This window comes from Kitasatospora sp. NPDC048298, assembly GCF_043201465.1.
Lineage (GTDB): Bacteria > Actinomycetota > Actinomycetes > Streptomycetales > Streptomycetaceae > Kitasatospora.
The window spans coordinates 1-23,961 of record NZ_JBICYZ010000018.1 but is presented as its reverse complement, the minus strand read 5'-3'; the positions used below and the strand labels follow the sequence as shown (position 1 = coordinate 23,961).

The window sequence follows — 23,961 nt, the reverse complement described above, 5'->3', positions numbered from 1 at the left end:
TTTCCTGAGTGGGGGACTAGGAGTGACGGCGGCGGCGGGCCTGCCAGACGGCTCCGCCGGCGAGGACGGCGACCAGCGCGCCGCCGGCGAGCAGGCCGACGTCGGGGCCGCTGCCGCTGCCCTGGTCGGCCGACGCGGCGCCGGCGTCCGGCTGGGCGGCGCCCGCCGCGCCGACCTGGTCGCCGCAGCCCGCCTTCGGGTACCCGGCGATGGCGCACAGCAGCCCGTTGGTGTCGTAGCGCAGCGGCGGGGCGACGGCGGCCAGCACCTCGGCCGAGGTGGCGCGGGGCGCGACGCTCGCGCAGGTCGTGCGCTGCTCGGGCGCGGTGGCCGAAGAGCCGGTGGCCGAAGAGCTGGTGGCCGAAGTGCCGGCGGCGGACGCGCCGGTGTCCTCGGCGGTCCCGAAGTCCAGCACGACGGCCACCCGCTTGCGCCCCTCCTGCGCGGGGGTGTCCGCGCAGATCCCGGCGAAGCTCCCGGCGGCCCGCGGCTTCGCGGCGTCCTGCCCGCCGTCCGGGCTCAGCGCGAACCGCCACCCGTCCACCGCCCCGTCCGGCGGTACCGCGACGGCGGGCCCCTGCTGCTGGTACGTCCAGCCGCCGCCCTCGCCGCCGCGCCAGAACGACCAGTACCGGTACCCGGCGGCCTGCGCGGGCGCGGCGGAGGCGAGCAGCAGCACCGCCCCGAGGAGGGGCAGGAGCAGCGCGGCAAGGCCGGTGGAGGACCGCCGGCCCGGGGCGGGGAGGGGAGCGGCGCGCATCAGAGGTGCTGGTTGCGCTTGCGCTGGAGGCTGAGCAGGAGGCCGCCGCCGACGCCGATGAGGAGGCCGACGCCGATGAGCCAGTACTGGCCGATGCCGCCGTCCTTCTTCTCCTTCGGGGCCTGGGTCGCCGAGGCGGCCGCGGCGGTCGCGGTGGCCTTGGGCGTCGGGCCGAGGGCGGTGAGCTGACCGGTCAGGGCGGCGGTGTCGCGCTGGGCGGCCTGGTCGACCAGCAGGAGGGTGGCGGTGGCGCCGGCGTCGGTGCCGCCCTTCGTCCAGGTGGCGCCCTCCTTGCCGAGCCAGTCGACGGCGCCGGCGGCCTGCTGGGGGTGGCCGCTCTGGGTGAGGGCGAGGGCGGCCCAGGCGGTGGCGGTGTAGTCGGGGGTGGGGGCGGCGCCCGGGGTGGTGAGGCTGAGGTGGTTGCCGCCGGCCGCGAGCTGGGCGGTCAGGTAGGCGCCGACGGCCTCGCCGGAGTCCGCGTGGGCGACCGGGGCCGGGGAGGCCGCCGCGGCGTCGGAGGCGCAGGCGAGGGCCTTGGGCGCGGCGTCGGCGCGCACCGAGGTGGCGACCGGCAGGTGGCCGCCGCCGGCGGCGAGCGCGGCCTGGGCGCTGGCCAGGGCGTTCGGGGTGAGGGCGCCGGAGGCCGGGTCGGGCTGGTACGCGAAGGCGCCGCGCTGGTCGGCGGGGGCGGCGCAGCCGAGCTGGAAGAGGGCGAGCCCGTCGAAGGCGGACTTGCCGGCCTTGGCGACGCCCGCCGGGTCGGCCTTGGCGGCGAACAGCGCGTTGACGGCGAGCCCGGTGGAGTTGGCGTCGCCCGGGCTGCCCGGGTTGTAGGCCCAGCTGCCGTCGGCGTTCTGGTTGGCCTTGAGCCAGGCGACGCCCTTGTCGACGGCGTCCTGGTGCCCGCCGAGGGCGACCAGGGCCTGGACGGCGACGGCGGTGGCGTTGCTGTCCTCGGTCTTGGGGTCGCAGGCCGCGCCGGCGGCCCGGTACGAGGGCCAGCCGCCGTCCTCGCACTGCTGCCCGGTCAGCCAGCCGACCGCGGAGTCGGCCGGGGTGACCTTGGCCGCCGTGAGCGCGGTGAGCGCCAGCGACTGCCGCCAGACGCCGTCGTACGTCGGGTCGCTCTTGCCGTACAGCCCGTCGGCGGCGGGCGGGGTCGGCGCGGGGCTGTCGGCGAGGGCCGGGCCGGCGGCGAGGCCGGTGAGCAGCGCGGCGGACAGGGCGGCGGCGCCCAGGCGGGCGGCGGTCAGCATGGTGCGGTGTGCCTTTCGGTGAGCGGTGGTGGCCCGGGCGGGGCCGGTCCGTAGTCCTCGACGGTGCCGGGCGCGTGCGTCCGGACTGGCCGCTCGCCCCTCCCCGGGTGTTCCGACTCGCCCGGGCGGCCGCGTACGGCGCCGGACTCACGGCTGCGGGGTCAGCGCCGGATTCGCACCGGCTTTCCCCGGGGGAGGAGCGGGATGGAGTTCTGCTGCCTGTCGACTTTAGCCGCCGGAGCGCGCGGAGCGGCCCGGGCCCGGCAGGAACAGGTTCCAGTCGGCGGGTGCGCGGGGGCTGTTCCGGGGCGCGGTGGTCGGCCGGTTCACGGCAGGGTGAGCAGCCGGGCCGCGGTGTGCAGGTCGGCCCGCACCTCGGCGATCGAGGCGCGGCCGGAGAGCCAGGCGACCAGCGCCGAGTGCCAGGTGTGTTCGATCACCCGCACCGCCGCGCGCTGGCTCTCGGTGGGCGGTTCGGACTGGCCGATCGCGTCCAGGATGAGCTGCCCGGTGGCGACGCTGACCCGGTCCACCTCGGCCCCGACCGAGCGGTCCGCGAAGGACAGCGCCCGGACCATCGCCTCGGCCAGCAGCGGTTCGCGCTGCAGCGCGTGGAAGGCCCGGGTGAGGGTGTCGGCGACCCTCGGCGCCGGTTCGAGGTCGGTCGGCGGGTGCCGCCGGATGTGCTCGCGCAGGCCCTGGAGCTGCTCCAGCATCACCGCGACCAGCAGGTGCACCTTGGACGGGAAGTAGCGGTAGAGCGTGCCGAGGGCGACGTGCGCGCCCTCCGCGACCTCCCGCATCTGCACCGCCTCGTACCCGCCTCGCACCGCCAGCGCGGTGGCGGCCCGCAGGATGCGCCGGCGCCGTTCGGCCTGGCTCGCGGTCAGCGGCGGTTCGCCGGGCGGCGGTACGGTCGGCGGGACCGGCGGCAGCGTCGAAGGAGGGGGTGGCGGCAAGGGTGCTCCCGGGCGGGCGAGAGTGGCGGCGTGCTCCACATGGTCGGCAGGATTCGCGTGGTGGGAATCACCAGCCCTGGCTCCTGAGGAAAAGCTACGGGCCGGTATCTTCGAGGTCTCTCATTGTTCACGTGGTCGACGACGAGTTTCCCGGCCACTGGAACCTGATCTACTTTAGCGACCGGAAGCACGACCGGCAGTACCGTCAGCAGCTAGAGAAGAGGGCCCAGGATGATCGCGCAGCCGCTGCGGATTGCCCTGTTGTCGTACCGCGGTGACCCCTTCTGCGGCGGTCAGGGCGTGTACGTACGACACCTCTCCCGGGAGCTGGCCAGGCTCGGCCACCACGTGGACGTGATCGGCGCCCAGCCCTTCCCGGTGCTGGACGAGGTCGAGGGCCCCGGCTCGGTGCGCCTGGTCGAGCTGCCCAGCCTGGACCTCTACCGCGCCGACGACCCGTTCCGCACCCCGGCCCGCGACGAGTTCCGCGGCCCGGTGGACGTGCTGGAGTACGCCACCATGCGCACCGGCGGCTTCCCCGAGCCGCTCACCTTCTCGCTGCGCGCCCGCCGGTACCTGGCCGCCCACAAGGGTCGCTACGACGTGGTGCACGACAACCAGACCCTCGGCTACGGCCTGCTCGGCCTGGCCCGGCACGGCTTCCCGCTGGTCACCACGATCCACCACCCGATCACCGTGGACCGGCAGCTGGAGCTGGACGCCGCCACCACCCGGGGCAAGCGGCTCTCGCTGCGCCGCTGGTACGCCTTCACCCGGATGCAGCGCAGGGTGGCCGCCCGGCTGGACCACGTGATCACCGTCTCCGGCACCTCGCAGCGCGAGATCGCCGAGCACCTGGGCGCCGCACCGGGCGCGATCTCGGTGGTGCCGGTCGGTGCCGACACCCGGCTCTGGTCGCCCTCGGACGCGGTCGAGCGCGTCCCCGGCCGGATCGTCACCACCTCCAGCGCGGACGTCCCGCTGAAGGGCCTGGTCTTCCTGGTCGAGGCGCTCGCCAAGGTCCGCACCGAGCGGGACGCCCACCTGGTGGTGGTCGGCAAGCCGCAGAAGGAGGACGGGCCGGTGGCCGAGGCGGTGCGCCGCTTCGGACTGGCCGAGCACATCGAGTTCCGCAGCGGGCTGAGCGACCGGGAGCTGGTCGACCTCTACCGCTCGGCCGAGGTGGCCTGCGTCCCCTCGCTGTACGAGGGCTTCTCGCTGCCCGCCGCCGAGGCGATGGCCACCGGCACCCCGCTGGTCGCCACCACCGGCGGGGCGATCCCCGAGGTCGCCGGACCGGACGGGGAGACCTGCCTGGCCGTCCCGCCGGGGGAGGCGGACGCGCTGGCCGCGGCGCTCGGCCGGCTGCTGGACGACCCGCGGCTGCGGGCCGCGCTCGGTGCGGCCGGACGGGAGCGGGTGCTCGCCCGGTTCACCTGGGAGCGGGCGGCCGAGCTGACCGCCGAGGCCTACCGCGCGGCGATCGCCACCGGCGTCGGCGCCCGTGCCCGCTCGGGGCCGGGCTGGCGGTACGTGGCCTAGCCACGGCCTCGCCGTTGTCGGGCAGGCGTGGCCTGTCCGACGGAGCGTCAAGAACGCTTGGTAGCAAAAGGAATGGGAGTCCTGAAGTGCTGACCGTCGATTTCTCGCGCTTTCCGCTCGCCCCCGGCGACCGGGTGCTCGACCTGGGCTGCGGCGGGGGCCGGCACGCGTTCGAGTGCTACCGCCGCGGCGCCAACGTGATCGCCCTCGACCAGAACGCCGAGGAGATCGCCGAGGTCAGGAAGTGGTTCGCGGCGATGGAGCAGGCCGGTGAGGCCCCCGAGGGCGCGTCGGCGGTCGCGATGGAGGGCAACGCGCTGGCGCTGCCGTTCGAGGACGAGTACTTCGACAAGATCATCATCTCCGAGGTGATGGAGCACATCCCGGACGACAAGGGCGTGCTCAACGAGATGTTCCGGGTCCTCAAGCCGGGCGGCCTGCTCGCCGTCACCGTGCCGCGCTGGCTGCCGGAGAAGATCTGCTGGGCGCTGTCCGACGAGTACCACGCGAACGAGGGCGGCCACATCCGGATCTACCGGGGCGACGAACTGCTCGGCAAGCTCAAGGACGCCGGCCTGGAGCCGTACGGCACCCACCACGCGCACGCGCTGCACTCGCCGTACTGGTGGATCAAGTGCGCGGTCGGCGTCGACAACGACAAGGCGCTGCCGGTCAAGGCCTACCACCAGCTGCTGGTCTGGGACATCGTCGGCACCCCGGTGATCAGCACCCTCACCAAGGCCGCCGAGCGGGCGCTCAACCCGGTGATCGGCAAGAGCTTCGTCGCGTACGCCTCCAAGCCCAACCGCATCGAGCCCGACCGCATCGAGCCCGACCGCATCGAGCCCGACCGCACCGCGGCCGACCACGCCGAGGCCGACCACGCGCCGGGCGGGTCGGCATGACCGCCGCCGTCCCCGAGGTGCTGCTGCTCGACGGGGTGCTCGACGCCGTGCAGGCCGCCGACACCGTGCGCAGCATCCTGGCCGAGCAGCGCCCCGACGGCGCCATACCCTGGTTCGCCGGCCACCACCTCGACCCCTGGGACCACACCGAGGCCGCGATGGCCCTCGACACGGCCGGCGAGCACGCCGCCGCCGAGTCCGCCTACCGCTGGCTCGCGGCCGCCCAGAACCCGGACGGCTCCTGGTACGCGGCGTACACCGACGGCGCGGTCACCGACCGGGCCAAGGAGAGCAACTTCTGCGCGTACATCGCGGTCGGGGTCTGGCACCACCACCTCAGCGCCGGCGACGACGCCTTCCTGGAGTGGATCTGGCCGGTCGTCCGGCGCGCCCTGGACTTCATCGTCGGACTGCGGCTGCCCGGCGGCCCGATCGCCTGGCGGGTCGACGAGGACGGCGCCGCCACCGACGAGGCACTGCTCACCGGCTCGTCCAGCATCCTGCACGCCCTGCGCTGCGGTCTGGCCATCGCCGAGTACCTGGAGGAGCCGCAGCCCGACTGGGAGCTCGCGGCCGGGCGGCTGGGGCACGCCGTCTCCCACCACCCCGAGCGGTTCCTGGACAAGGACCGCTACTCGATGGACTGGTACTACCCGGTGCTCGGCACCGGCCTGCGCGGCGACGCGGCGCTGGCCAGGATCGAGCGGGACTGGGAGCGCTTCGTCGTCCCCGGCCTCGGCGTGCGCTGCGTCAGCGACCGCCCGTGGGTGACCGGCGGGGAGAGCGCCGAGCTGGCGCTCGCGCTCTGGGCGATCGGCCAGTCCGACCGCGCGGTGGACATCCTGCGCTGGATCCAGAAGCACCTGCGGCACGAGGACGGCTCGTACTGGACCGGGTACGTCTTCGAGGACGACGCCATCTGGCCGGAGGAGCGCACCACCTGGACGGCCGGGGCGCTGCTGCTCGCGGTGGCCGCGCTCGGCGGGGACCCGGCGACGGTCGCGGTCTTCGGCGGGGAGCAGCTGCCCGCCGGGCTGGTGGTCGAGGACTGCTGCTGAGTCGGCGGACGCCGAACGCGCGAACGCCGAAGGGGCGGGACCGGTTCTCCGGTCCCGCCCCTTCGCGTGTGCGTCCGAGCGCGTCGGCCCGCGGTCGGCCGTGCGGCCGGCCGGGCCGTCAGCCGCGCTGGATGCCCGTGGTGTCGGCCAGCACGCCCTGGCTGCCGTCCGGCAGCTGCGCCACCAGCGCGGCGCCGCGCTGCTCGACGGCCAGGTACCAGGTGCCCGGCACGACCTCGCCGACCGGGGCGCCGGCCGGGTTGTCCTTCGGGGCCAGCTGGCGCGGGGCCGGGACGGCGAACCAGAAGGGCTGGAAGTCCGCCGGGGCGGGCGCCTGCTGCGCGGCCGGGGTCGGCTGCGGGGCCTGGGCGGCGGCGTCGTGCGGCTGGGCGGCCTGGACCGGCTGGCCGGGCTGCGGCTGGCCGGCACCCGGGTAGCCGTAGCCGCCCTGGCCGCCGAACGCCGGGTCCTGGCCCTGGGCCGGGTAGCCGTACTGACCGGGCTGGCCGGCACCCGGGTGGCCGGGCTGGCCGGGGTAGCCGTACTGACCGGGGACGGCCGCCGGGCGGTCGGCGACCAGCGGGGCCTTCAGCGCGGGCACCAGGGGGCTCGCGGCGGCGGCGCCGGCCAGCAGGACCAGGGCGATGACGCCGAGCCAGGCGCCGAAGCCGTGGCTGAAGCTGGGGGCCTTCGGGCCGCCGCCCAGCGACCAGAGCGAGGTCCACAGCGCGGCCACGGAGAACGCGATGCCCCACTGGTCCAGCCGCAGGCCGAGCACCTGGCGGGTGGCCGCGGCCGGGCCCTGGAAGCGCTGCACCAGGATCAGCAGGGCGGCGGCGATGCCCAGCAGGTAGATCGAGGGCAGGACGGGGAACAGTTCGGTGCTCCACGCGTTCTGGGTCGTGTCGCCGCAGTACCGGCCGCTGCAGTCCACGGTCCAGTAGGGCAGGAAGGAGGCGATGAAGAGCAGGACGGCCGCGCCCGCGACGGCGGCGTCTCCCCTCGTGAGAGCGCGCAGATTCACTAACGTTCCCCTCGTTGACGTGTCGTGGACGGTGGTTCGTACGGTCGGGCTGACCGGCCGAAACTCCCGAACGGACCAGAAGCCTAGGCCCAACCGTCCCGCCGGTGCACGGCGGGACCGGGAATGGGGCGAAGTCGTTGCAAACCGTGCGGTCCGGCCGGAGCGTCGTCCTCCGGGGGTCTGCGGCTCAACTCCCGCGTCGCTCTTCGGCCTTCTCCTGGGTCGTCAGGAACGCGGTCAGCGCGTCGGCGATCCCCTGGGCCGCTTGCTGGCGCCACTGAGGGTCCGTCATCCGCTTCGCGTCCGTCGAGTTGCGCATGTTACCGCACTCGATGAACACCTTGGGGACGGTGGAGAGGTTGAGGCCGCCCAGGTCGGAGCGGGTGTTCAGGCCGTCCTTGGCGATGTAGTCCGCGTACGGCTCACCGGTCGCGGCGTGGAACCGGTCGCGCAGCAGCAGCCCGAGCCGGTGCGAGGGATCGACGATCGCCGCGTTGTCCGCCTTCCCGGCCACCACCCTGGCGGGCATGATCACGTGGAACCCGCTGCCGCCCGCCGGGCCGCCGTCCCCGTGCACCGAGAGCGCGACGTCGGCGTGCGCGTCGGCGCCCGCGCGGGCGCGTTCGTCGATGCACGGGCCCCACGGGCGGTCGCCGTCCTGCACCAGCACCACCTTGGCGCCCCGGGCGGCCAGGATGGCGCGGGCCCGGCGGGAGACGTCCAGGGTGTACTCGGCCTCGGTGTAGCCGGCGTTGGTCTCGGTCCCGGTGGTGTCGCACTCCTTGCGGGCGTTGCCGATGTCCACCTGGCGGTTGATCTCGGCGGTGTGGGCGGAGTTGCCGGGGTTGTGGCCGGGGTCGAGCAGGACGGTGCGGCCGGCCAGGACGGCGCCCTCGCCGCCGGCGGGCGGGGGTGGGGTCCCGGCGGGTGCGCTGTCGGTGGGCGCCGGGGCGACGGGCGGGGTGAGGGGCGTCGCGGCCGCGCTGTCGGCGGTGCCCGGCTGTCCGGTCGCAGGAGTCGCGGTCGCTGCCGGAGCCGCGGGCGCCGCGGCCCGGGTGGCCGGGGCCGCCGTGGCGTCCGCCGGGTCGGAGCGGTCGAGTGCCCGCCAGCCGAACCAGCCCGCCGTGCAGAGCGGAACGGCCACCGCGGCGGCCGTGGTGGCGCGCAGCAGGGCGGAGCGACGGGGCGGTCGGGGGGCGGAGCCGGTCACTGGTCGGTCAGATCCTGTCCTGGGTGCGCGGAGTCAGGCCGTAGCTCTTCGCGATCGCGTTCCACTTGTTCATGAAGTCCGTCTTCGCCTGGGTGGCCTGCGGGTTGAGCTCGTCGGCGTGCTTCTTGTCCTGGGTGGCCGGGGCCCTGCCGGTGCACCCCTGGGCGGCGACGGAGCGCGCCCAGCTCGCGTACGCCTTGTCGATGTCGGCGGACAGCTGCCAGGCGGACTTCAGCGAGTTCACCGCGTCCGCGCCGCCCGGCACGTCCGTGACGCTCAGCTGGGAGAGCTTGGCCAGCAGGGCGGTCCGCTGGGTCGCTCCGTTGTCGAAGGTCTGCGCGGCGCTCTCGATGTCGGCCTTCGGCGGGCAGCTGGTCACCTTGGCGACGGCGCTGCCGATCGGGGCCTTGGCGCTCTCGCCCTCGCTGAGCAGGGCGTCCAGCGCCTGGGCCTGGGCCTGGGCGCCGGGACCGGGGGCGGTCGAGGTCGGGGACGGCGCGCCGGACGCGCTCGCGGCGGCGCTCGGCGCGCCGTCCGTACCCGTGGGAGCGGGGGTGGGCGGCAGGCTGTCCGCACCGGTCGCCGGGGCGGAGGCCGGGGCGGGCGCGGCCTGGCCGCTCTTGTCTTCGCCGCCGCGGACGGCGAACAGCATGCCGCCGCCGACCGCCAGCACCAGGAGCAGCGCGAAGCCGATCAGCAGCGGGGCCCTGCGGTTGGCCGGCCGCTCCTCCTCGCCGACGGGGCCGGTGGGGTAGTCGGGCTGGAAGGCGTACGGAGGTGGCGGCGCAGCGGCGGGCGGCTGCAGGAAGTAGTCGTGGCCGGGGTCCTGCTGCGGCACGTGGGCCTGCGGGCCCGGGTGGGAGGGGAACGGCGAGGCCGCGGGCGGGGCGGCCGGGGGCGGCGGGGTGGCGGGGAACAGCCGGGCGGTCGGCGGGTCGTAGCCGGGCGGGGTGGCCGGGTAGGGGCGGGCGCCCGGTGGCGGGCCCTGGTCGCCGACGGCGCCGGGCACGGGCGGCAGGGGTGCGGTGGGCGCGGCGGGTGCCGGGGCGGCGGAGGCCTCGGGCGCGGACCGGGCGTCGGCCGGTTGCTGCGGGCCGCGCACCCAGCCGCCGGCGCCACCGCGCGCGGTGGGGTCCCAGACCGCCGGAGCGCTGTTCTGCTGGTCCGTCATGTCGCTGCTGGCCCCCACCGTCCGCCGATGCTCTGCCTGGTGCTGCGCGGCCACCGTACCGGTCGAACCCCCGCCCGACAGCCCTGGCACGACGTTAGAGCATCGGCTCGGGGCGGCGGGAACGAACGGGTGACCGGTCGGCGGGGCTCAGCCGGCGGGACGGGCTCAGCGGGCGGCGCGGCGCAGGACGCGCAGGGAGCCGGTCACCGAGACCTCCTCGAAGCCCTCGGCCAGCGCCCGCAGGTACACCCGGTACGGGGCCTGGCCGCCGTCCGCAGGGTCCGGGAAGACGTCGTGCACCACCAGCAGGCCCTCCGGCGCCAGGTGCGGGACCCAGCCCTCGTAGTCGCCGGTCGCGTGCTCGTCGGTGTGCCCGCCGTCGATGAACACCAGGCCGAGCGGGCGCCCCCACAGCGCGGCGATCCGTGGCGAGCGGCCGACCAGGGCCACCACGTGCTCCTCCAGCCCGGCCGCGTGCAGGGCGCGGCGGAACCGCGGCAGGGTGTCCATCAGCCCGACCTCGGGGTCGACCAGCGTCGGGTCGTGGTACTCCCAGCCGGGCTGCTGCTCCTCCGAGCCGCGGTGGTGGTCGACGGTCAGCGCGACCGTCCCGGCCTCCCGGGCCGCCGCCGCGAGCAGGATCGCCGAGCGGCCGCAGTAGGTGCCGATCTCCAGCACCGGCAGCCCGGTGCCGGACGCCGCCGCCACCGCCGCCGCGTACAGCGCGAGCCCCTCGTCCACCGGCATGAACCCGGTGGCCCCCTCGAACGCCGCCAGCACCTCGGGCGCCGGTTCGGCGCTCAGCAGCAGGTCGGACATGGGTGCTCCTCGGGGTCGGGACGCGGGCGGACGTGCACGGACCCTACTCGACGGTAGCGGGAGCGGTGGCGCCCGGGGCGCCGGTGCCGGCCGGGACGTCCGGGCCGGTCGGGGCATGGAACGCGTTCTAGTCGCGCTGCGCCGACCGTGCCAGAATCGGCGCGACCGTCGATCCGAGGAACACCGGCACCCCGGGAGCAGCACCATGCGCGCAGCCGTCCTGCACGAGACCGGCCAGGAGACCCTCGACGTGCGCGAGGACGTGACGGCCGTGGGCTTCGGGCCGGGCACCGTACGGGTCCGGATGCGCGCCGCCAGCCTCTGCCACTCGGACCTCTCCGCGATGAGCGGCGTGCTGCCGCAGCCCGCGCCGTTCGTCCCCGGGCACGAGGGCGCCGGGGACGTGGTGGAGGTCGGCGAGGGCGTCACCGGCCTCGCCGTCGGCGACCGCGTGGTGCTCTGCTGGATGGCCCCCTGTGGCCACTGCGACCACTGCCGCCAGGACCGCGGCCACCTGTGCGTCGCCAGCCTGCGCGGCCTCGGCGCCCCCGGCTTCCTGATCGCCGAGGGGGAGCTGAGCGCCTCCGGCTTCTACGGCACCGGCGCCTTCGCCGAGGAGGTCGTGGTCGCGGCGAACGCCGTCATCAAGGTGCCCGCCGACCTCCCGTACGAGGCCGCCGCGCTGATCGGCTGCGGGGTGACCACGGGCATCGGCGCCGCGGTGAACACCGCCGGGGTCCAGCCCGGGGCCTCCGTCGCGGTGATCGGGGCGGGCGGCGTCGGCGTGGCCACCGTGCAGGGCGCCCGGGTCTGCGGCGCCGGCCGGATCACCGTCGTCGACCCGGTGGCCTCGCGCCGCGAGCGCGCCCTGGCGTTCGGCGCCACCGAGGCGATCGCGCCCGAGGAGCTGAAGGCGGTGGCCAAGAAGCTGCCCGGCGGCGGCTTCGATCACGTCTTCGAGGCGGTCGGCCGCGCGGCCACCGTCCGGGCCGGCTACGACGCCGCCCGGCGCGGCGGCGCGGTGGTCGTCATCGGCGCGGGCGCGCAGGACGACCTCGCGCAGTTCACCATGGGCGAGCTGTTCTTCAACGAGAAGCGCCTGCTGCCCTCGCTCTACGGCGGGGCGACGGTGTCGCGCACCATCGGCCTCGTCGTGGACCTCTGGCGCGCCGGGCGCGTCGACCTCGACGGCATGGTCACCCACCGGGTGGGGCTCGCGGACGTCAACGAGGCGATCGCGCAGATGCGCAGCGGCGAGGCGCTGCGGACGGTCGTGACGATGGACTGAGGGCGCCGTTCCCCCGGCGGGCTCCGGAAACGGGTCGGGCCCGCCGGGGGAGTGGGTGCACTCCCGGCGGGCCCGCTGCCGGTTCGGTCAGCCCCGCGCCCCGGCCGCGCGGTGGCGGCCGTGCGGGTCGGTCTCCGGGCTGTCGTCGGCGGCGGAGCCACCGCGGTGGCGGCCGTGCGACGCGGTGTCCTTGGCCGTCTTCTCGTCGGCGTCGGTCCCGGTAATCGCGGGTCCGGTGGTGTCGGTGAGGGTGTCGGACATGAGAATCGTCTTTTCCGTGCGGAGGGTGCAGGTCATCGGCGCCCGGCCGGCGCCGGTGGCGCACGGTCGGGTCCCCGATCGGGCGCTCGGTACGCGCCCGCAGCCAGTGATCGCGGCCCGTGCCCCGGCCACCATAACGGCCGGGACGGACGAGATCCTATCGAGATCGTGACGCGAGTCCCGGGCTGGTCGGGGGCCCGGAAGCGAGCCGACGGCCGCCCGGTTCGGGGTGGGTCGGGGACGCCGCGGCGGGGGACGGGCCGGGCCGACAACCGGCGCTCACCCGCGGCGGGTTCACTCGGATCGCCTAGCGCGGCGCCTCCGGCACCGGGGGGCTACCGCCCGGTCAGCCCGGACGGCCGGTCCGCAGGAACGTGGCCAGCAGCTCGTGCAGGACCGCGGCGCCCTCGTCGGCGAGCACCTCGTGCCCGGAGCCGGCCGCCTCGACGTACCGGAAGTCCTCGCCCTCGACCCGGCCGATCCGCAGCAGTTCGTGCCGCAGCGAGCGGGACTGGCTCACCGGCACGACCTCGTCCCGGTTGCCGTGCACCACCAGCAGTGGCGCGCTCAGCCGGTGCGCCAGCTGCAGCACGTCGCGCGGTCCGCGGGGGTCCGCGATCGGCTCGCCGCCGCCCAGCCGGGTGGTCAACGCCCGTACGGGGGGCGCCGACTCGGCCAGCAGCCGGGCGCCGGACAGGAACGGCGCGACCACCGCGCAGCGGGCGACCTGCTCGGCCGGCGCGTGCGCCGCCGCCAGCAGCGCCAGGAAGGCGCCGTAGCTGACCCCGAAGAGGGCCGGCGGCTCCAGGCCGAGCGCGGCGCGCTGGCCCGCGATGCCGTCCAGCAGGTGGAGGACGTCGTCCAGGTCCGGGCCGCCCCAGGCGCCCCGGATGGCCAGCGCGTGCGCCACGCCGTAACCGGTGGAGCCGCGCTGGTTGGGGGCGACGACCGCCAGGCCCTCGGCGGCCATCCGCTGCAGCGCCGGCTCGAACTCCAGCCGCCAGGCGTCCGCCGGGCCGCCGTGCAGCGCCAGCACCAGGTGCGGGCTGCTCAGCCAGGCGTCCCCGCCGTACACCACGGCCTCCAACGGGCCTGCCGGGCCCGCCAGTTCGAGGCTCTGCGCGGGCTGCCAGCGGCCGCCGTCGCCGGGCGGGGTGCTGCCGTCGAGCCGCCAGCCCGGCGGCTCGGTCCGCACCGGGCGCACCCCGCCGGGCTGCCAGGGCAGGACGGTGTCCCGCCACGGGCCGGGCAGCCCCGAGGCCAGCGGCGCGAGTCGCAGCGGCAGCGGCGTCGGTCCGGAGGCGGCCGGGAGCGGGCCGTGCGCCAGCAGCGCGTCCACGTCGAGGGTGGCCAGCGCGGTCGGGTGGTCGGGCGAGGAGTACGGCAGCCGCAGCCCCGCCGCGTCCCAGTGGCCGACCGCGCCGAGCCGCCCGGGCGGCACCGGCAGCGGGTCCAGCCGCCCGGTCGAGGGCCGCCACAGCGCGAGCGCCGACCCCGCGCCGTGGTCGATCTGCACCGCGACCCGCGGGCCGTCCGCCGCCACCCGCAGCGCCACCGGCCGCAGGACCATGCCCGTGACGTGCAGGCACTCCGGGAACCGCAGCGGCTGCCCGGCGCCGAGGACGCCCCAGCCGAGCCGGTCGGTGCCGGGCGCGTCGCTGCGCACCATCGCGAACCGGCTGTCCGGGTCGAACAGCACCAGGCGGTCGTTGCTCCGCGGGCCGATCTCCAGCAGCGGGCTGGTCCGGCCGGTGCGCAGGTCGAGCACCACGCTGCGGACCAGGCCGACGTTCACCCGGTCCAGCGCGAGCAGTGCGCCCGTACGGTCCAGCCAGGTGCCGCCGCCGTGCAACCCGGGGATCTCGGCGGCCTGTTCGGGCTCGCTGCCGTCCGTGCGCACCAGCCAGGCGGTGGTCGCCGGGCGGGTGTCGCTGCCGAGTGCGACCGCCACCGGCGTCCGCGGGCCGGCGTCGTCCCGTGCCGGGAGCGGCAGCAGGCGCAGTCCGGCCATCCGCAGTGAGCCCGACTGCTGCTCCAGGGTGCCGGTTTCGCCGGGTGAGAGGCGGACCAGGTCGTGCCGGTCGCCGTCGTGCCGGCAGGTCAGCACCGAGCCGTCCGACAGAGCGACCAGCTGCGAGCGCGGGCTCTCCGAGCGGTTGCCGGGCAGTGGCAGCGGGGTCGGCGCGGCCGGCTCTCCGTCCGGCGGCAGTCGCCAACTCTCCACGTACCAGCCGCTGTCGGCGGCGGAGGCGAGGCAGGCGGCGTGGCTGCCGTCGGCGGCGAAGGCGAAGCTCAGCCGGCGCAGGGCCTGGGTCGCGGTCCGGGTGGCCACGTTCATGCTCCGCTCACCCCGGTGGTGCCGGACGGGTCCGTTCGGTCGGGCGGCTGCCGGCGTACGGCCGGTGGTGCCGGGGCCGGCCGGAGCCGGGGCCCGCCGTGGCGCGGTCGCCGCGGGAAGGCCGCCGGGCCCGCCGGGTCGTCCTCGTTCAGCGCCGCCCGTACCCGGGCCACCGCCCATCGCCGCTCCGGATCCTCGGCCCGCAGCCCGAGGACCGCCGGCGCCAGCCGCCGCGCCGTCCCGCCGGTCCTGGCCGCGAGGGCGAGCCAGCGGCCGAGGCGCTCGGCGGCCGGGCGGGCCTGCGGGAGGTCCTCCGGCAGCAGCGGGTCGTGGCCGGTGGCCAGTAGGAAGAGCAGGCCGCCGAGGGCGTACAGGTCGACGGCCGGGTCGGCGACGCGGCCGCGGGCGGCGAGCGCGAGCCGGCCGGGCCCGTGTTCGGGGGCGCGGTAGCCGGGGGTGCAGCCCGCGCCCGCGAGCCGTCCGGCCTCGGTGGCGCGTTCGAGGTCGACCAGCCGCGGCGTGCCGTCCGGGCGGACCATGACGTTGCCGGGGGAGAGGTCGTGCAGCACCAGCCCCTGGGCGTGGACCTGCTCGACCAGGTCGAGCAGGCCGTGCGCGACCGGCCCGGCCTCGGCCCAGTCGACGCCGGGGCCGCCGTCGCGCCGCAGCCGGGCGGCCACCCAGCTGCCGAGGGGCTGCCCGGTGATTCGTTCCTGCACCAGGAAGAGGGAGTCCTCCTCTTCGATCAGTTCGAGGGGGCGCGGCACCGAGCGGTGCTCCCCGTCCTCGCCCGGCCCCGCCGGCGGCGCGAACGCGCCGTACCGGTAGTGCACCCGGCTCCCGGCCCGGTACGGCCGGTCGGAGGGCACCACCGGGCCCGGCAGCCCGGCGGTGGCCCGGTCCAGTTCGGCCGCCAGTCGCTGGAACTGGGCGTCGTCGGCCGGGTAGACGGTGATGAACTCGCCCGCCGCGCCGCGGTCGCCGTTCCGGGAGTTGAGCTCGCTCAGGTGCTCCTGGGCGGCGGCGAACCTGAAGCGGCACGGGTCCCCGGCGAGCACCCGGACCACCGCCGAGAGCACCGCCTCGCCCGCCGCCGAGGCCGCGCTCACCCGGAGCTTCCAGCCCCGCTCCGGCAGCGGCGCGGACGCGGACGGCCTGGCCGTGCACCAGGAGCCACCGACGGTGACGTCCCAGTCCCCGCCGCCTCCCCGGCCTCCGGCACCGGCCAGCGCCGCCCGCGTCGTCTCCGGCCACGAACCCGCCGCTCCCGGTCCGGGGTCCGCCGATCCCCTCTCCCCGGCCGTGCGCAGCGATGTGCCCGCTGCCATCCGCCACCACATCCCTTCGTCACGGCCGCCGTCCCCGGGTGCCCACTGCTCGCTCGGCACCCGGGTGCGCGGCCCGGCCTGATCGGTTCCCTCGGAAGGAGCGGCGGTGCCGCCCCGGTGCGGGAGCGCCCACCCGGATCCCGTCCGGCCCGGCGTGGCATCCGCCCGACTCCTGGCCGTGGCTGCCGCCGGGGCAACTCCCCTTCGCAGGAGTGAAGTTACTTTCGAGCCAGCCGAAGCCTCAACGCAGAGCCGGTCACTTCACTCGTAAGGGTGATCAGGGCGCGGTTTCGAATTCGTACGAGAACACTGCTGTGAGTAACGGGCGCCCGGCGCGCGGCCGCGTACGGAGCGCGTGGAGACCGCCGGGCGCCTCCCGTCGCGGATTGACGCGCACCCGTACGCCCACAGCTCCCGCGTCCGAACGGCGGTGACGGTTCCCCCGGCAGCCCGCCGAACGGCCGAGGCCCGACCGCCCCCGCGCGCACGGTAGTCTCGACAGGTGCCGAAACTGTCCGACGTCATCACCGCGCTCGAAGAGGTCTACCCCCCGCAGTGGGCGGAGTCCTGGGACGCAGTCGGCCTGGTCTGCGGAGACCCTCAGGCCGAGGTCAACCGCGTGCTGTTCGCCGTCGACCCCGTACAGGCGGTCGTCGACGAGGCCGTGGAGTGGGGCGCCGACCTCGTGGTCACCCACCACCCCCTCTACCTGCGCGGCACCACCAGCGTCGCCGCCACCACCTTCAAGGGCCGGGTGGTGCACACGCTGATCACCAACGGCATCGCCCTGCACGTCGCCCACACCAACGCCGACCACGCCGACCCCGGCGTCTCGGACGCCCTCGCCGAGGCGGTGGGCCTGCGGGTGACCGGCCCGCTGGTGCCGGATCCGACCGACCCGCTGGGCCGCCGCGGCTCCGGCCGGATCGGCCTGCTGGAGCCCCCGCTGACCCTCGCCGCCTTCGCCGCGCGGGTGGCCGAGGGCCTGCCCGCCACCGCCGCGGGCGTCCGCGTCTCCGGCGACCCCGACCGGCTGATCGGCCGGGTCGCGGTGTGCGGCGGCTCCGGCGACAGCTTCTTCGCCGACGTCCGGTCGGCCGGCGTGGACGCCTACCTGACCGCCGACCTGCGTCACCACCCGGCCTCCGAGGCCGCCGAGGCGGCGCCCGTCGCGCTGCTCGACGCCGCCCACTGGGCCACCGAGTGGCCCTGGCTCACCCTGGCCGAGCGGGCCCTGCTGGCCGCCGCCGACAAGCGCGGCTGGGCCGTGGAGACCAAGGTCTCCCACCGGGTCACCGACCCGTGGACCGCGCACGCCCCCATGTCCTTCACCGCCTGACCCGATTCACAGGAGCTCTCCGCTTGAACGCCGCGCCCGCCGACCAGATCCGCCTGCTCGACCTCCAGGCCATCGACTCGAAGCTCGACCAGCTGGCCCACCGGCGCCGGAGCCTGCCCGAGCACGCCGAGATCGAGAAGGCCACCGCCGACCACACCGCCCTCAAGGACCTCGTCGTCGCCGCCGAGGCCCAGAAGGGCGACACCGCCCGCGAGCTGACCAAGGCCGAGCAGGACGTCGAGCAGGTCCGCTCCCGTGCCGCCCGCAACCAGCAGCGCCTGGACTCCGGCGCGATCACCTCGCCGAAGGACCTGGAGAACCTCCAGCACGAGATCGGCTCGCTCGCCAAGCGCCAGGGCGACCTGGAGGACGTCGTGCTGGGGATCATGGAGCGCCAGGAGAGCGCCATCAGCCGGGTCGAGGAGCTGTCCGCCCGCCTGGAGCACTCCACCGTCGTGCTCAAGGAGGCCGAGGGCCGCCGCGACGCCTCCTTCGCCGAGATCGACACGGAGGCCGACAAGGTCAAGCGCGACCGCGAGACCGTCGCCGCCGTCATCCCGGCCGACCTGCTGAAGGTCTACACCAAGCTGCGCGAGACCCAGGGCGGCGTCGGCGCGGCCCGCCTCTACCAGCGCCGCTGCGAGGGCTGCCGCACCGAGTTCTCGATCACCGAGCTGAACGCCATCAAGGCCGAGCCGGCCGACAAGGTCGTCCGTTGCGAGAACTGCTCGCGGATCCTGGTCCGCACCTCCGACTCGGGCGTCTGAGCCGGTGACGGCGCGCTTCATCGTCGAAGCCGACGGCGGGTCCCGGGGCAACCCGGGGCCGGCCGGCTACGGCGCGGTGGTCCGCGACGGGGACACCGGGCAGATCATCGCCGAGGCCGCCGAGTTCATCGGCCACGCCACCAACAACGTGGCCGAGTACAAGGGCCTGATCGCCGGGCTCAAGGCGGCCCGGGAGCTGGACCCGGACGCCTCGGTGGACGTCCGGATGGACTCCAAGCTGGTCGTCGAGCAGATGTCCGGGCGCTGGAAGATCAAGCACCCCGACATGCAGCCGCTCGCCGCCGAGGCGCGCACCGTCTTCCCGCGCGCCAGGGTCACGTACACCTGGATCCCGCGCGAGCGGAACAAGGACGCCGACCGGCTGGCCAACGAGGCGATGGACGCGGGCAAGGCCGGGCGCCAGTGGGAGCCCCGCAAGCCGGCGGCCGCCGCCGTCGAGGAACCCCTGCCGGAGCCCCCCGCCGCCAAGGCCGGCTGGGCCGCCCCCGCCGACCTCGGCACCCCCACCACCTTCGTCCTGCTGCGCCACGGCGAGACCCCGCTCACCCCGGAGAAGCGCTTCTCCGGCAGCGGCGGCAGCGACCCGGAGCTCTCCGACAAGGGCCGCTGGCAGGCCGAGCGGGCCGCCGAGGCGCTGGCCGCGCGCGGCAGCGTCCAGGCGGTCGTCGCCTCCCCGATGCGCCGCACCCGGCAGACCGCCGAGACCGTCGCCGCCCGGCTCGGCCTGGAGGTCCGGTACGAGGACGGGCTGCGCGAGGTCGACTTCGGCGACTGGGAGGGCCTGACCTTCGCCGAGGTGCGGGAGCGGTACCCGGACGACCTGACCGCCTGGCTCGGCTCCGCCAAGGCCAAGCCGACCGGCAGCGGCGAGAGCTTCACCACGCTCACCCACCGGGCCGGCGTCGCCCGGGACAAGATCCTTGCCCGGTACGCGGGCAAGACCGTGCTGGTGGTCTCGCACGTCAGCCCGATCAAGACCCTGGTCCGGCTGGCGCTCGGCGCCCCGCCGGACTCGATGTACCGGATGGAGCTGTCCGCCGCCTCGATCTGCGCCGTCCAGTACTACGCGGACGGCAACGCCTCGCTGCGGCTGCTCAACGACACCTCGCACCTGCGCTGACCCGCCCCTCGGGGGAGGGTCAGTGCACCTCGGTGACCACCACGTCCAGCTGCCACGGCTTGCGCGCCGTGCCCTGGGCCGCCAGCTCCACGTGGTGGCCCAGGTCCAGCAGCGCCTCCATCAGCGCGTCGGGGGTCTTCGGCTCGGCGCCGGCGAGCAGCAGGTCCCGGACGATCCGGCCCTTCGTCGCCTTGTTGAAGTGGCTGACCACGGTGCGCTTGCCGTTGCGCTCCTGGAGCACCCGGACGGTCGCCGTGCGGGAGGCCACCTCACCGGCCGGCTTCCAGGCCGCCGCGTACGCGGAACTGCGCAGGTCCAGCACCAGCCCGTCCGCGACGTCCGGGAGCACGGAGGCCGTCGCGCTCCGCCAGTACGCGCCGAGCGCCCCCAGCTCGGGGAGCTTCACGCCCATCGAGCAGCGGTAGGACGGGATCCGGTCGGAGATCCGCACGGCGCCCCAGAGGCCGGAGAAGACCAGCAGCGAACGCTCGGCCCGGTCGTACGCGGCCTCGTCCAGGGTGGCCAGGCCGAGGTTGTCGAACAGCACCCCGGTGTACACCTCGCCCGCCGGGCGGGCGCCGGCCGTCGGCAGTGCGGCGTTCCTGGCGATCTCGCCGCGCAGGCCGGGGGAGAGGCCGAGCACCCCGGCGGCGGTGTCCTCGTCGCCCCGGCACAGGCCCACCAGCGCGTCCAGCACCGCGCCGCGCGCCGCCGTCAGCCCGGGCAGCGACAGCCGCTCCAGCTCCACCGGCGCGCCGTCCCCGGACCCGGACTTGCCCTCCGAGGGCGGCAAAAGCACCAGCACAGCGGACACCTCAACAATCTGTGGCAGACGAACTCCGCAACCCTACTGCGGCCGCCGCCCCGACCCCGCCCCCGCGACCACCGCGGCCCCGGCCCCCAGCGCGGCACAGAGCGGCGAGTAGTACCGCGCGTTCAGCCGGCGGAACCGCTCCGAGCGCTCACTGACCCGCCCGAACACCACCGGACCGGCCAGCCCGCGCGCCAGCAGCACCCCCGCCACCGTCCGCACCCCGGCCCGCCGCAGCCGCCGCGGCCCCACCGCCGGCAGCACGCCGGCCTCCGCCCCCACCAGGTACGCCCCGGCCCCGAGCGCCCCCGCCACCGCCAGGCACGCGGACACCGGTGGCACCCCGTCACCCCGGCCCACCACGGCGTCCGCGAACTCCTCCGCGGACCCCAGCGGCCACGGCGTCACCGTCCACACCGCGTGCAGCACCCCGGTCGCCCCCAGCACCGCGGCCACCGCGCCCCCGGCCGCCCGCACCGCACCACTCATCGCCCGAACCCCCTTCGTACACCGTCGGCTGCCCCCACCGTACGAGCGCTTACGCCGGTCCGGGCCCCCGCCCGCCCGCGACATCCCCGCCGCCGCTCCCGCCGCCGCCCGCGACGCGCCGGCCGCCGCTCCGGCGCCGCCACCCGGACGCGCCGCCCACCCGCCCGGGCACGTCCCGCGGTGGGAGGATCGGTCCGTGCCCGCCCCCCAGCCCCGCACCGCCGCGCCCGCGCCCGTCCTCGGGCCCCGCCGCCGTCTGCTCGTCCTGGCGATCTGCTGCCTGAGCCTGTTCATCGTCGGCCTCGACAACACCGTGGTGAACATCGCCCTTCCGGTGATCCAGCGGGACCTGGGCGCCCCGGCGTCCGGGCTGCAGTGGATCATCGACGCCTACACCCTGGTGCTGGCCTCGCTGCTGATGCTGTTCGGCTCGGTGGCCGACCGCTTCGGCCGCCGCCGGGTGTTCCAGACCGGCCTGGTCTGCTTCGCGCTCGGCTCGCTGCTGTGCAGCCTGGCGCCGAGCCTGGGCTGGCTGGTGGCGTTCCGCGCGCTGCAGGCGGTGGGCGGCTCGATGCTCAACCCGGTGGCGATGTCGATCATCACCAACACCTTCACCGACCCGAAGGAACGGGCCCGGGCGATCGGCGTCTGGGGCGGCGTGGTCGGCATCTCGATGGCGCTCGGACCGCTGCTCGGCGGCTTCCTGGTGGACGGCGCGGGCTGGCCGTCGATCTTCCTGATCAACGTCCCGGTGGCGCTCGCCGCCATCGCGCTGACCGCCCGCTTCGTCCCCGAGTCCCGCGCGCCCCGGCCGCGCCGGCTGGACCCGGTGGGGCAGCTGCTGATGATCGTGCTGCTCGGCTGCGGCACCGCCGCGATCATCGAGGGTCCGGCCAACGGCTGGACCTCCCCGCTGATCCTCGTCCTGGCCGCGACCGCCGGGGCCGCGCTGATCGCCTTCCCGCTCTGGGAACGGAGGGTGGCCCAGCCGCTGGTGGACCCGCGGTTCTTCGCCAGTGCGCCGTTCACCGGCGCCACCGTCACCGCGGTCTGCGCCTTCGCCGCGCTCGGCGGCTTCCTCTTCCTCAACACCCTCTATCTCCAGAACGTCCGCCACTACAGCCCGGTCGAGGCCGGCCTGTGGACCCTGCCGATGGCCGGGATGATGCTGGTCTGCGCGCCGCTGTCCGGACGGATCGTCGCCGTCCGGGGCCCGCGCCTGCCGCTGGTCGCGGCCGGCCTCGGCATCGCCGCGAGCGGGCTGCTGCTCACCCGGCTCGCCGCCGACTCCCCGCCGGCCCTGCTGCTGGTCGCGTACGGGCTGTTCGGCTTCGGCTTCGGCATGGTGAACGCGCCGATCACCAACTCCGCCGTCGCCGGCATGCCGCGCGCCCAGGCGGGGGTGGCGGCCGCGGTCGCCTCGACCAGCCGTCAGGTCGGCCAGTCGCTGGGTGTGGCGGTGATCGGCACGGTCGTCACCTCGGCCGTGGTCGGGCCGGTCGCGACCGGCTTCGCCCCGGCCAGCCACGCCGGCTGGTGGATCCTGGTCGGCCTCGGCGGCGCGGTCCTCGCCCTCGGACTGGCCACCACCACCGCCTGGGCGAGCGCGACGGCCGCCCGGGTGGCGGCCCGCCTCGGCTCCGAGGCACCGCCCGTCCGGTCCGGTGTACGGGAGGCACCGCCCGAGCGGCTACGATGACCACTACGGCGGAAGAGCCGGCCGGGCGGTCGCGACGGGTCCCAGACCCGCCGAGGAACGTCCGGGCTCCACAGAGCAGGGTGGTGGGTAACGCCCACCCGGGGTGACCCGCGGGACAGTGCCACAGAAAACAGACCGCCCACCGCTTTTCGTGGTGGGTAAGGGTGAAACGGTGGTGTAAGAGACCACCAGCGACCGGGGTGACCCGGCCGGCTAGGTAAACCCCACCTGGAGCAAGGTCAAGATCGGTGCCCTCGGGCACCGTGCGCGGACGTTCGAAGGCTGCTCGCCCGAGTCCGCGGGTGGACCGCACGAGGCTGTCGGCAACGGCAGCCCTAGATGGATGGCCGCCTCCCCGGGCCGCGCGAGCAACCCGGGAGACAGAACCCGGCGTACAGGCCGACTCTTCCGCCCCTGGCTTCACGAGGGCCCCGCGACCTGCGGAAACGACAGGTCGCGGGGCCCTTCGTCATGTCCCGTCCGGCTCCCCGGGGAGTTCCGGATGCGTGCCGCGGCGGGGCGGCGCCACGATGGAGGCAGCGGGCAACGCCCGAATCCGAGAGGAAGGGGGCGCGACCATGGCCCCTCTGGCACCAGACCCGTGCAGTCGCATGCGGGTGTGGATGACCACGGCCGAGCACGCGGTGGACCGCGACCACACGGCTGTGGAGAACGACGTGGCCGGGCTCGACCAGCTGAACGCCCAGCAGAATCCCGACCCGGTGAAGGTCTCCGCGGCCGAGGCGGGACTGGCCGCGGACCGCCGACAGCTGTCGTACGACGAGAAGCGGCTGTCCGACCTCCAGCACAAGTACGACCAGGAGTGCGCAGTCCCCCCGCACTGACGGACGCGGTGACGTCCCGTACGGCGATGCCCGCCCCGGCCGGGGCGGGCATGGCGGTCTCAGGCGGGGTGGGCGCCGACGGCGTCGCGGATCTGGTCGCCGAGGCCGCCGCTGACGCGGGCGCAGTTGGCGCAGCAGAAGAACATGCCGGCGACCTCGACGCCGTGGCCGACGATGCGGACCTGGCACTGTTCGCAGCGTGGCGCGAGCTTCTCCATCGCGCACTCGAAGCTGTCGAAGGTGTAGGTGTCGCCGCTGACCGTCTTGATCTCGAAGGCCAGCCAGTAGTCGTTGCCGCAGGTGACGCAGATTGCCATGGCGGCCGTCTCCTTCCGGTGGGGCCGCGGCCCGGGGTGGTCGCGCGGTCACTTCCAGTCTTGGAGGCTCCCGGGGAGACGGCCACTCGGCGTCGCCGTCAGGCGGAACGGGCGGAGAGTTCCTCCAGGGCGCGGACGGCGCGGTCGGCGTCGTCGGCGGCGACGAACAGGTGGTCGTGGTGGAAGCCGGCCACCACGTTGCAGCTGATGCCCTCCTCGGCGAGCCGGCCGGACACGGCGGCGGTGAGTCCGACGGCCTCCAGCGCCGAGTGGATCCGCAGGGTGATCCAGGCCGCCACGTACTCGTAGCGCAGCCCGAGCGCGTCCGCCTCCTCCTGGGCGACCACCATCGTCACCCCCTCGGGCTCGGCGACGGTCACCACCGGCCGCATGCCGGCGGGCACCCGCGCGGGGAGCGTGCAGTAGACGTACCGCCCCGGGTTGAGCTGCGGGCTCATCGCGCGCAGCAGTGTCGCGAGGTCTCGTTCTGCGGCCATGCCCGCCACCGTAGCGGCTGGGCGGGGGATGCGCGGTGCTCCTGTCCTGTGACAGCGAAGTTTCACCGTTTGCCATCGAAGTTTGATCGACCTGCTTGTGCCAGTAGTTCGCCAGGCGGCGGTTAGGCTTCCGTTGC

The 23,961-nt window shown here is 75.6% G+C and carries 23 protein-coding genes, 1 other RNA gene and 1 riboswitch; of the genes, 10 read left to right on the top strand and 14 right to left on the bottom strand.

The features are described 5' to 3' along the window. Nucleotides 1-16 precede the first annotated feature (16 nt). From ACGF0D_RS16240 to ACGF0D_RS16230, 3 genes are all read right to left on the bottom strand, one after another. Nucleotides 17-760: an SCO2322 family protein gene (locus ACGF0D_RS16240; RefSeq protein WP_392916601.1), complete on the bottom strand. Its 744-nt coding sequence runs from the start codon at nucleotides 758-760 to the stop codon at nucleotides 17-19. Then, nucleotides 760-2,016 (bottom strand): prenyltransferase/squalene oxidase repeat-containing protein, encoded by a 1,257-nt coding sequence (locus ACGF0D_RS16235; protein ID WP_392916598.1) that lies wholly within the window; start codon nucleotides 2,014-2,016, stop codon nucleotides 760-762. The genes ACGF0D_RS16240 and ACGF0D_RS16235 overlap by 1 nt, the downstream gene beginning before the upstream one ends. Before the next feature lie 105 nt (nucleotides 2,017-2,121). Continuing rightward, nucleotides 2,122-2,205, bottom strand: a riboswitch (cobalamin riboswitch). A 137-nt stretch (nucleotides 2,206-2,342) separates the two neighbouring features. Beyond that, entirely contained in the window at nucleotides 2,343-2,975 is a 633-nt protein-coding gene (locus ACGF0D_RS16230; RefSeq protein WP_392869594.1) for a TetR family transcriptional regulator, read from the bottom strand. Nucleotides 2,976-3,206: 231 nt separating this feature from the next. Here ACGF0D_RS16230 and ACGF0D_RS16225 point away from each other — a divergent pair, with 231 nt between their 5' ends. The 3 genes from ACGF0D_RS16225 to ACGF0D_RS16215 all read left to right on the top strand — a co-directional run bounded on the left by ACGF0D_RS16225 (nucleotide 3,207) and on the right by ACGF0D_RS16215 (nucleotide 6,480). Then, on the top strand, nucleotides 3,207-4,517 hold the full coding sequence (locus ACGF0D_RS16225; RefSeq protein ID WP_392916595.1) for a glycosyltransferase family 4 protein: 1,311 nt from the start codon (nucleotides 3,207-3,209) through the stop codon (nucleotides 4,515-4,517). An 86-nt stretch (nucleotides 4,518-4,603) separates the two neighbouring features. After that, complete coding sequence (locus tag ACGF0D_RS16220) at nucleotides 4,604-5,422, top strand: class I SAM-dependent methyltransferase (RefSeq protein ID WP_392916593.1); 819 nt, start codon at nucleotides 4,604-4,606, stop codon at nucleotides 5,420-5,422. Continuing rightward, a complete protein-coding gene (locus tag ACGF0D_RS16215; protein WP_392869589.1) occupies nucleotides 5,419-6,480 on the top strand; it encodes a prenyltransferase in 1,062 nt (353 codons plus the stop codon). Before ACGF0D_RS16220 ends, ACGF0D_RS16215 begins: the two co-directional genes overlap by 4 nt. A 118-nt stretch (nucleotides 6,481-6,598) precedes the next feature. Here the strand turns inward: ACGF0D_RS16215 and ACGF0D_RS16210 are convergent, their stop codons facing one another. The 4 genes from ACGF0D_RS16210 to ACGF0D_RS16195 all read right to left on the bottom strand — a co-directional run bounded on the left by ACGF0D_RS16210 (nucleotide 6,599) and on the right by ACGF0D_RS16195 (nucleotide 10,704). Then, complete coding sequence (locus ACGF0D_RS16210; protein WP_392869587.1) at nucleotides 6,599-7,504, bottom strand: hypothetical protein; 906 nt, start codon at nucleotides 7,502-7,504, stop codon at nucleotides 6,599-6,601. 187 nt (nucleotides 7,505-7,691) lie between these two features. After that, on the bottom strand, nucleotides 7,692-8,714 hold the full coding sequence (locus ACGF0D_RS16205; protein ID WP_392916592.1) for an N-acetylmuramoyl-L-alanine amidase: 1,023 nt from the start codon (nucleotides 8,712-8,714) through the stop codon (nucleotides 7,692-7,694). A 7-nt stretch (nucleotides 8,715-8,721) separates the two neighbouring features. Beyond that, the gene (locus tag ACGF0D_RS16200) at nucleotides 8,722-9,885 is read right to left on the bottom strand and encodes a hypothetical protein (protein WP_392916590.1); all 1,164 of its coding nucleotides are present in this window, start codon (nucleotides 9,883-9,885) and stop codon (nucleotides 8,722-8,724) included. 165 nt (nucleotides 9,886-10,050) lie between these two features. Beyond that, nucleotides 10,051-10,704, bottom strand: a complete 654-nt coding sequence (locus tag ACGF0D_RS16195; RefSeq protein ID WP_392916587.1) for a class I SAM-dependent methyltransferase — start codon at nucleotides 10,702-10,704, stop codon at nucleotides 10,051-10,053. A gap of 205 nt (nucleotides 10,705-10,909) precedes the next feature. Here ACGF0D_RS16195 and ACGF0D_RS16190 point away from each other — a divergent pair, with 205 nt between their 5' ends. Continuing rightward, entirely contained in the window at nucleotides 10,910-11,992 is a 1,083-nt protein-coding gene (locus ACGF0D_RS16190; protein ID WP_392916584.1) for an alcohol dehydrogenase catalytic domain-containing protein, read from the top strand. 87 nt (nucleotides 11,993-12,079) lie between these two features. On the opposite strand, the gene ACGF0D_RS16185 is transcribed toward ACGF0D_RS16190, so the two are convergent. The 3 genes from ACGF0D_RS16185 to ACGF0D_RS16175 form a co-directional block, all read right to left on the bottom strand. After that, the gene (locus tag ACGF0D_RS16185; protein ID WP_392916582.1) at nucleotides 12,080-12,253 is read right to left on the bottom strand and encodes a hypothetical protein; all 174 of its coding nucleotides are present in this window, start codon (nucleotides 12,251-12,253) and stop codon (nucleotides 12,080-12,082) included. A gap of 346 nt (nucleotides 12,254-12,599) precedes the next feature. Then, nucleotides 12,600-14,591: an alpha/beta hydrolase family protein gene (locus tag ACGF0D_RS16180; protein ID WP_392916579.1), complete on the bottom strand. Its 1,992-nt coding sequence runs from the start codon at nucleotides 14,589-14,591 to the stop codon at nucleotides 12,600-12,602. Further along, the gene (locus tag ACGF0D_RS16175) at nucleotides 14,588-15,919 is read right to left on the bottom strand and encodes a hypothetical protein (RefSeq protein ID WP_392916576.1); all 1,332 of its coding nucleotides are present in this window, start codon (nucleotides 15,917-15,919) and stop codon (nucleotides 14,588-14,590) included. Before ACGF0D_RS16175 ends, ACGF0D_RS16180 begins: the two co-directional genes overlap by 4 nt. A 502-nt stretch (nucleotides 15,920-16,421) precedes the next feature. Here ACGF0D_RS16175 and ACGF0D_RS16170 point away from each other — a divergent pair. Genes ACGF0D_RS16170 through ACGF0D_RS16160 form a run of 3 tightly spaced genes read left to right on the top strand, consistent with a single transcriptional unit; the run spans nucleotide 16,422 to nucleotide 19,166 of the window. Next, nucleotides 16,422-17,258, top strand: coding sequence for a Nif3-like dinuclear metal center hexameric protein (locus ACGF0D_RS16170; protein WP_392869572.1), 837 nt, complete (start codon nucleotides 16,422-16,424; stop codon nucleotides 17,256-17,258). Between the two features lie 23 nt (nucleotides 17,259-17,281). Next, nucleotides 17,282-18,025, top strand: a complete 744-nt coding sequence (locus ACGF0D_RS16165; RefSeq protein ID WP_392869570.1) for a zinc ribbon domain-containing protein — start codon at nucleotides 17,282-17,284, stop codon at nucleotides 18,023-18,025. Nucleotides 18,026-18,029: 4 nt separating this feature from the next. After that, nucleotides 18,030-19,166 (top strand): bifunctional RNase H/acid phosphatase, encoded by a 1,137-nt coding sequence (locus ACGF0D_RS16160; RefSeq protein WP_392916573.1) that lies wholly within the window; start codon nucleotides 18,030-18,032, stop codon nucleotides 19,164-19,166. A gap of 19 nt (nucleotides 19,167-19,185) precedes the next feature. Here the strand turns inward: ACGF0D_RS16160 and yaaA are convergent, their stop codons facing one another. Both yaaA and ACGF0D_RS16150 read right to left on the bottom strand, forming a co-directional pair. After that, nucleotides 19,186-19,971, bottom strand: coding sequence for a peroxide stress protein YaaA (gene yaaA / locus ACGF0D_RS16155; protein ID WP_392870084.1), 786 nt, complete (start codon nucleotides 19,969-19,971; stop codon nucleotides 19,186-19,188). Between the two features lie 42 nt (nucleotides 19,972-20,013). Further along, nucleotides 20,014-20,466: a DUF3995 domain-containing protein gene (locus ACGF0D_RS16150; protein WP_392869566.1), complete on the bottom strand. Its 453-nt coding sequence runs from the start codon at nucleotides 20,464-20,466 to the stop codon at nucleotides 20,014-20,016. A 196-nt stretch (nucleotides 20,467-20,662) separates the two neighbouring features. Between ACGF0D_RS16150 and ACGF0D_RS16145 the strand changes: the two genes are divergently transcribed. The 3 genes from ACGF0D_RS16145 to ACGF0D_RS16135 all read left to right on the top strand — a co-directional run bounded on the left by ACGF0D_RS16145 (nucleotide 20,663) and on the right by ACGF0D_RS16135 (nucleotide 23,010). Beyond that, complete coding sequence (locus ACGF0D_RS16145; protein ID WP_392916570.1) at nucleotides 20,663-22,165, top strand: MFS transporter; 1,503 nt, start codon at nucleotides 20,663-20,665, stop codon at nucleotides 22,163-22,165. Nucleotides 22,166-22,178: 13 nt separating this feature from the next. Next, nucleotides 22,179-22,576, top strand: an RNA gene (gene rnpB / locus ACGF0D_RS16140) — RNase P RNA component class A. A 212-nt stretch (nucleotides 22,577-22,788) separates the two neighbouring features. Next, nucleotides 22,789-23,010, top strand: a complete 222-nt coding sequence (locus tag ACGF0D_RS16135; RefSeq protein ID WP_392869562.1) for a hypothetical protein — start codon at nucleotides 22,789-22,791, stop codon at nucleotides 23,008-23,010. Between the two features lie 59 nt (nucleotides 23,011-23,069). On the opposite strand, the gene ACGF0D_RS16130 is transcribed toward ACGF0D_RS16135, so the two are convergent. Then, on the bottom strand, nucleotides 23,070-23,327 hold the full coding sequence (locus ACGF0D_RS16130) for a Prokaryotic metallothionein (protein ID WP_392869560.1): 258 nt from the start codon (nucleotides 23,325-23,327) through the stop codon (nucleotides 23,070-23,072). Between the two features lie 98 nt (nucleotides 23,328-23,425). Continuing rightward, nucleotides 23,426-23,824, bottom strand: a complete 399-nt coding sequence (locus tag ACGF0D_RS16125; RefSeq protein WP_392869558.1) for an ACT domain-containing protein — start codon at nucleotides 23,822-23,824, stop codon at nucleotides 23,426-23,428. Nucleotides 23,825-23,961 lie beyond the last annotated feature (137 nt).

What these genes read in the sequence shown, in the direction of transcription:
- ACGF0D_RS16240 (WP_392916601.1), bottom strand. Translation starts at nt 760, where the DNA reads ATGCGCGCCGCTCCCCTCCCCGCCCCGGGCCGGCGGTCCTCCACCGGC.
- ACGF0D_RS16235 (WP_392916598.1), bottom strand. Translation starts at nt 2,016, where the DNA reads ATGCTGACCGCCGCCCGCCTGGGCGCCGCCGCCCTGTCCGCCGCGCTG.
- ACGF0D_RS16225 (WP_392916595.1), top strand. Translation starts at nt 3,207, where the DNA reads ATGATCGCGCAGCCGCTGCGGATTGCCCTGTTGTCGTACCGCGGTGAC.
- ACGF0D_RS16215 (WP_392869589.1), top strand. Translation starts at nt 5,419, where the DNA reads ATGACCGCCGCCGTCCCCGAGGTGCTGCTGCTCGACGGGGTGCTCGAC.
- ACGF0D_RS16200 (WP_392916590.1), bottom strand. Translation starts at nt 9,885, where the DNA reads ATGACGGACCAGCAGAACAGCGCTCCGGCGGTCTGGGACCCCACCGCG.
- ACGF0D_RS16195 (WP_392916587.1), bottom strand. Translation starts at nt 10,704, where the DNA reads ATGTCCGACCTGCTGCTGAGCGCCGAACCGGCGCCCGAGGTGCTGGCG.
- ACGF0D_RS16190 (WP_392916584.1), top strand. Translation starts at nt 10,910, where the DNA reads ATGCGCGCAGCCGTCCTGCACGAGACCGGCCAGGAGACCCTCGACGTG.
- ACGF0D_RS16185 (WP_392916582.1), bottom strand. Translation starts at nt 12,253, where the DNA reads ATGTCCGACACCCTCACCGACACCACCGGACCCGCGATTACCGGGACC.
- ACGF0D_RS16180 (WP_392916579.1), bottom strand. Translation starts at nt 14,591, where the DNA reads ATGAACGTGGCCACCCGGACCGCGACCCAGGCCCTGCGCCGGCTGAGC.
- ACGF0D_RS16175 (WP_392916576.1), bottom strand. Translation starts at nt 15,919, where the DNA reads ATGGCAGCGGGCACATCGCTGCGCACGGCCGGGGAGAGGGGATCGGCG.
- ACGF0D_RS16150 (WP_392869566.1), bottom strand. Translation starts at nt 20,466, where the DNA reads ATGAGTGGTGCGGTGCGGGCGGCCGGGGGCGCGGTGGCCGCGGTGCTG.
- ACGF0D_RS16135 (WP_392869562.1), top strand. Translation starts at nt 22,789, where the DNA reads ATGACCACGGCCGAGCACGCGGTGGACCGCGACCACACGGCTGTGGAG.
- ACGF0D_RS16130 (WP_392869560.1), bottom strand. Translation starts at nt 23,327, where the DNA reads ATGGCAATCTGCGTCACCTGCGGCAACGACTACTGGCTGGCCTTCGAG.
- ACGF0D_RS16125 (WP_392869558.1), bottom strand. Translation starts at nt 23,824, where the DNA reads ATGGCCGCAGAACGAGACCTCGCGACACTGCTGCGCGCGATGAGCCCG.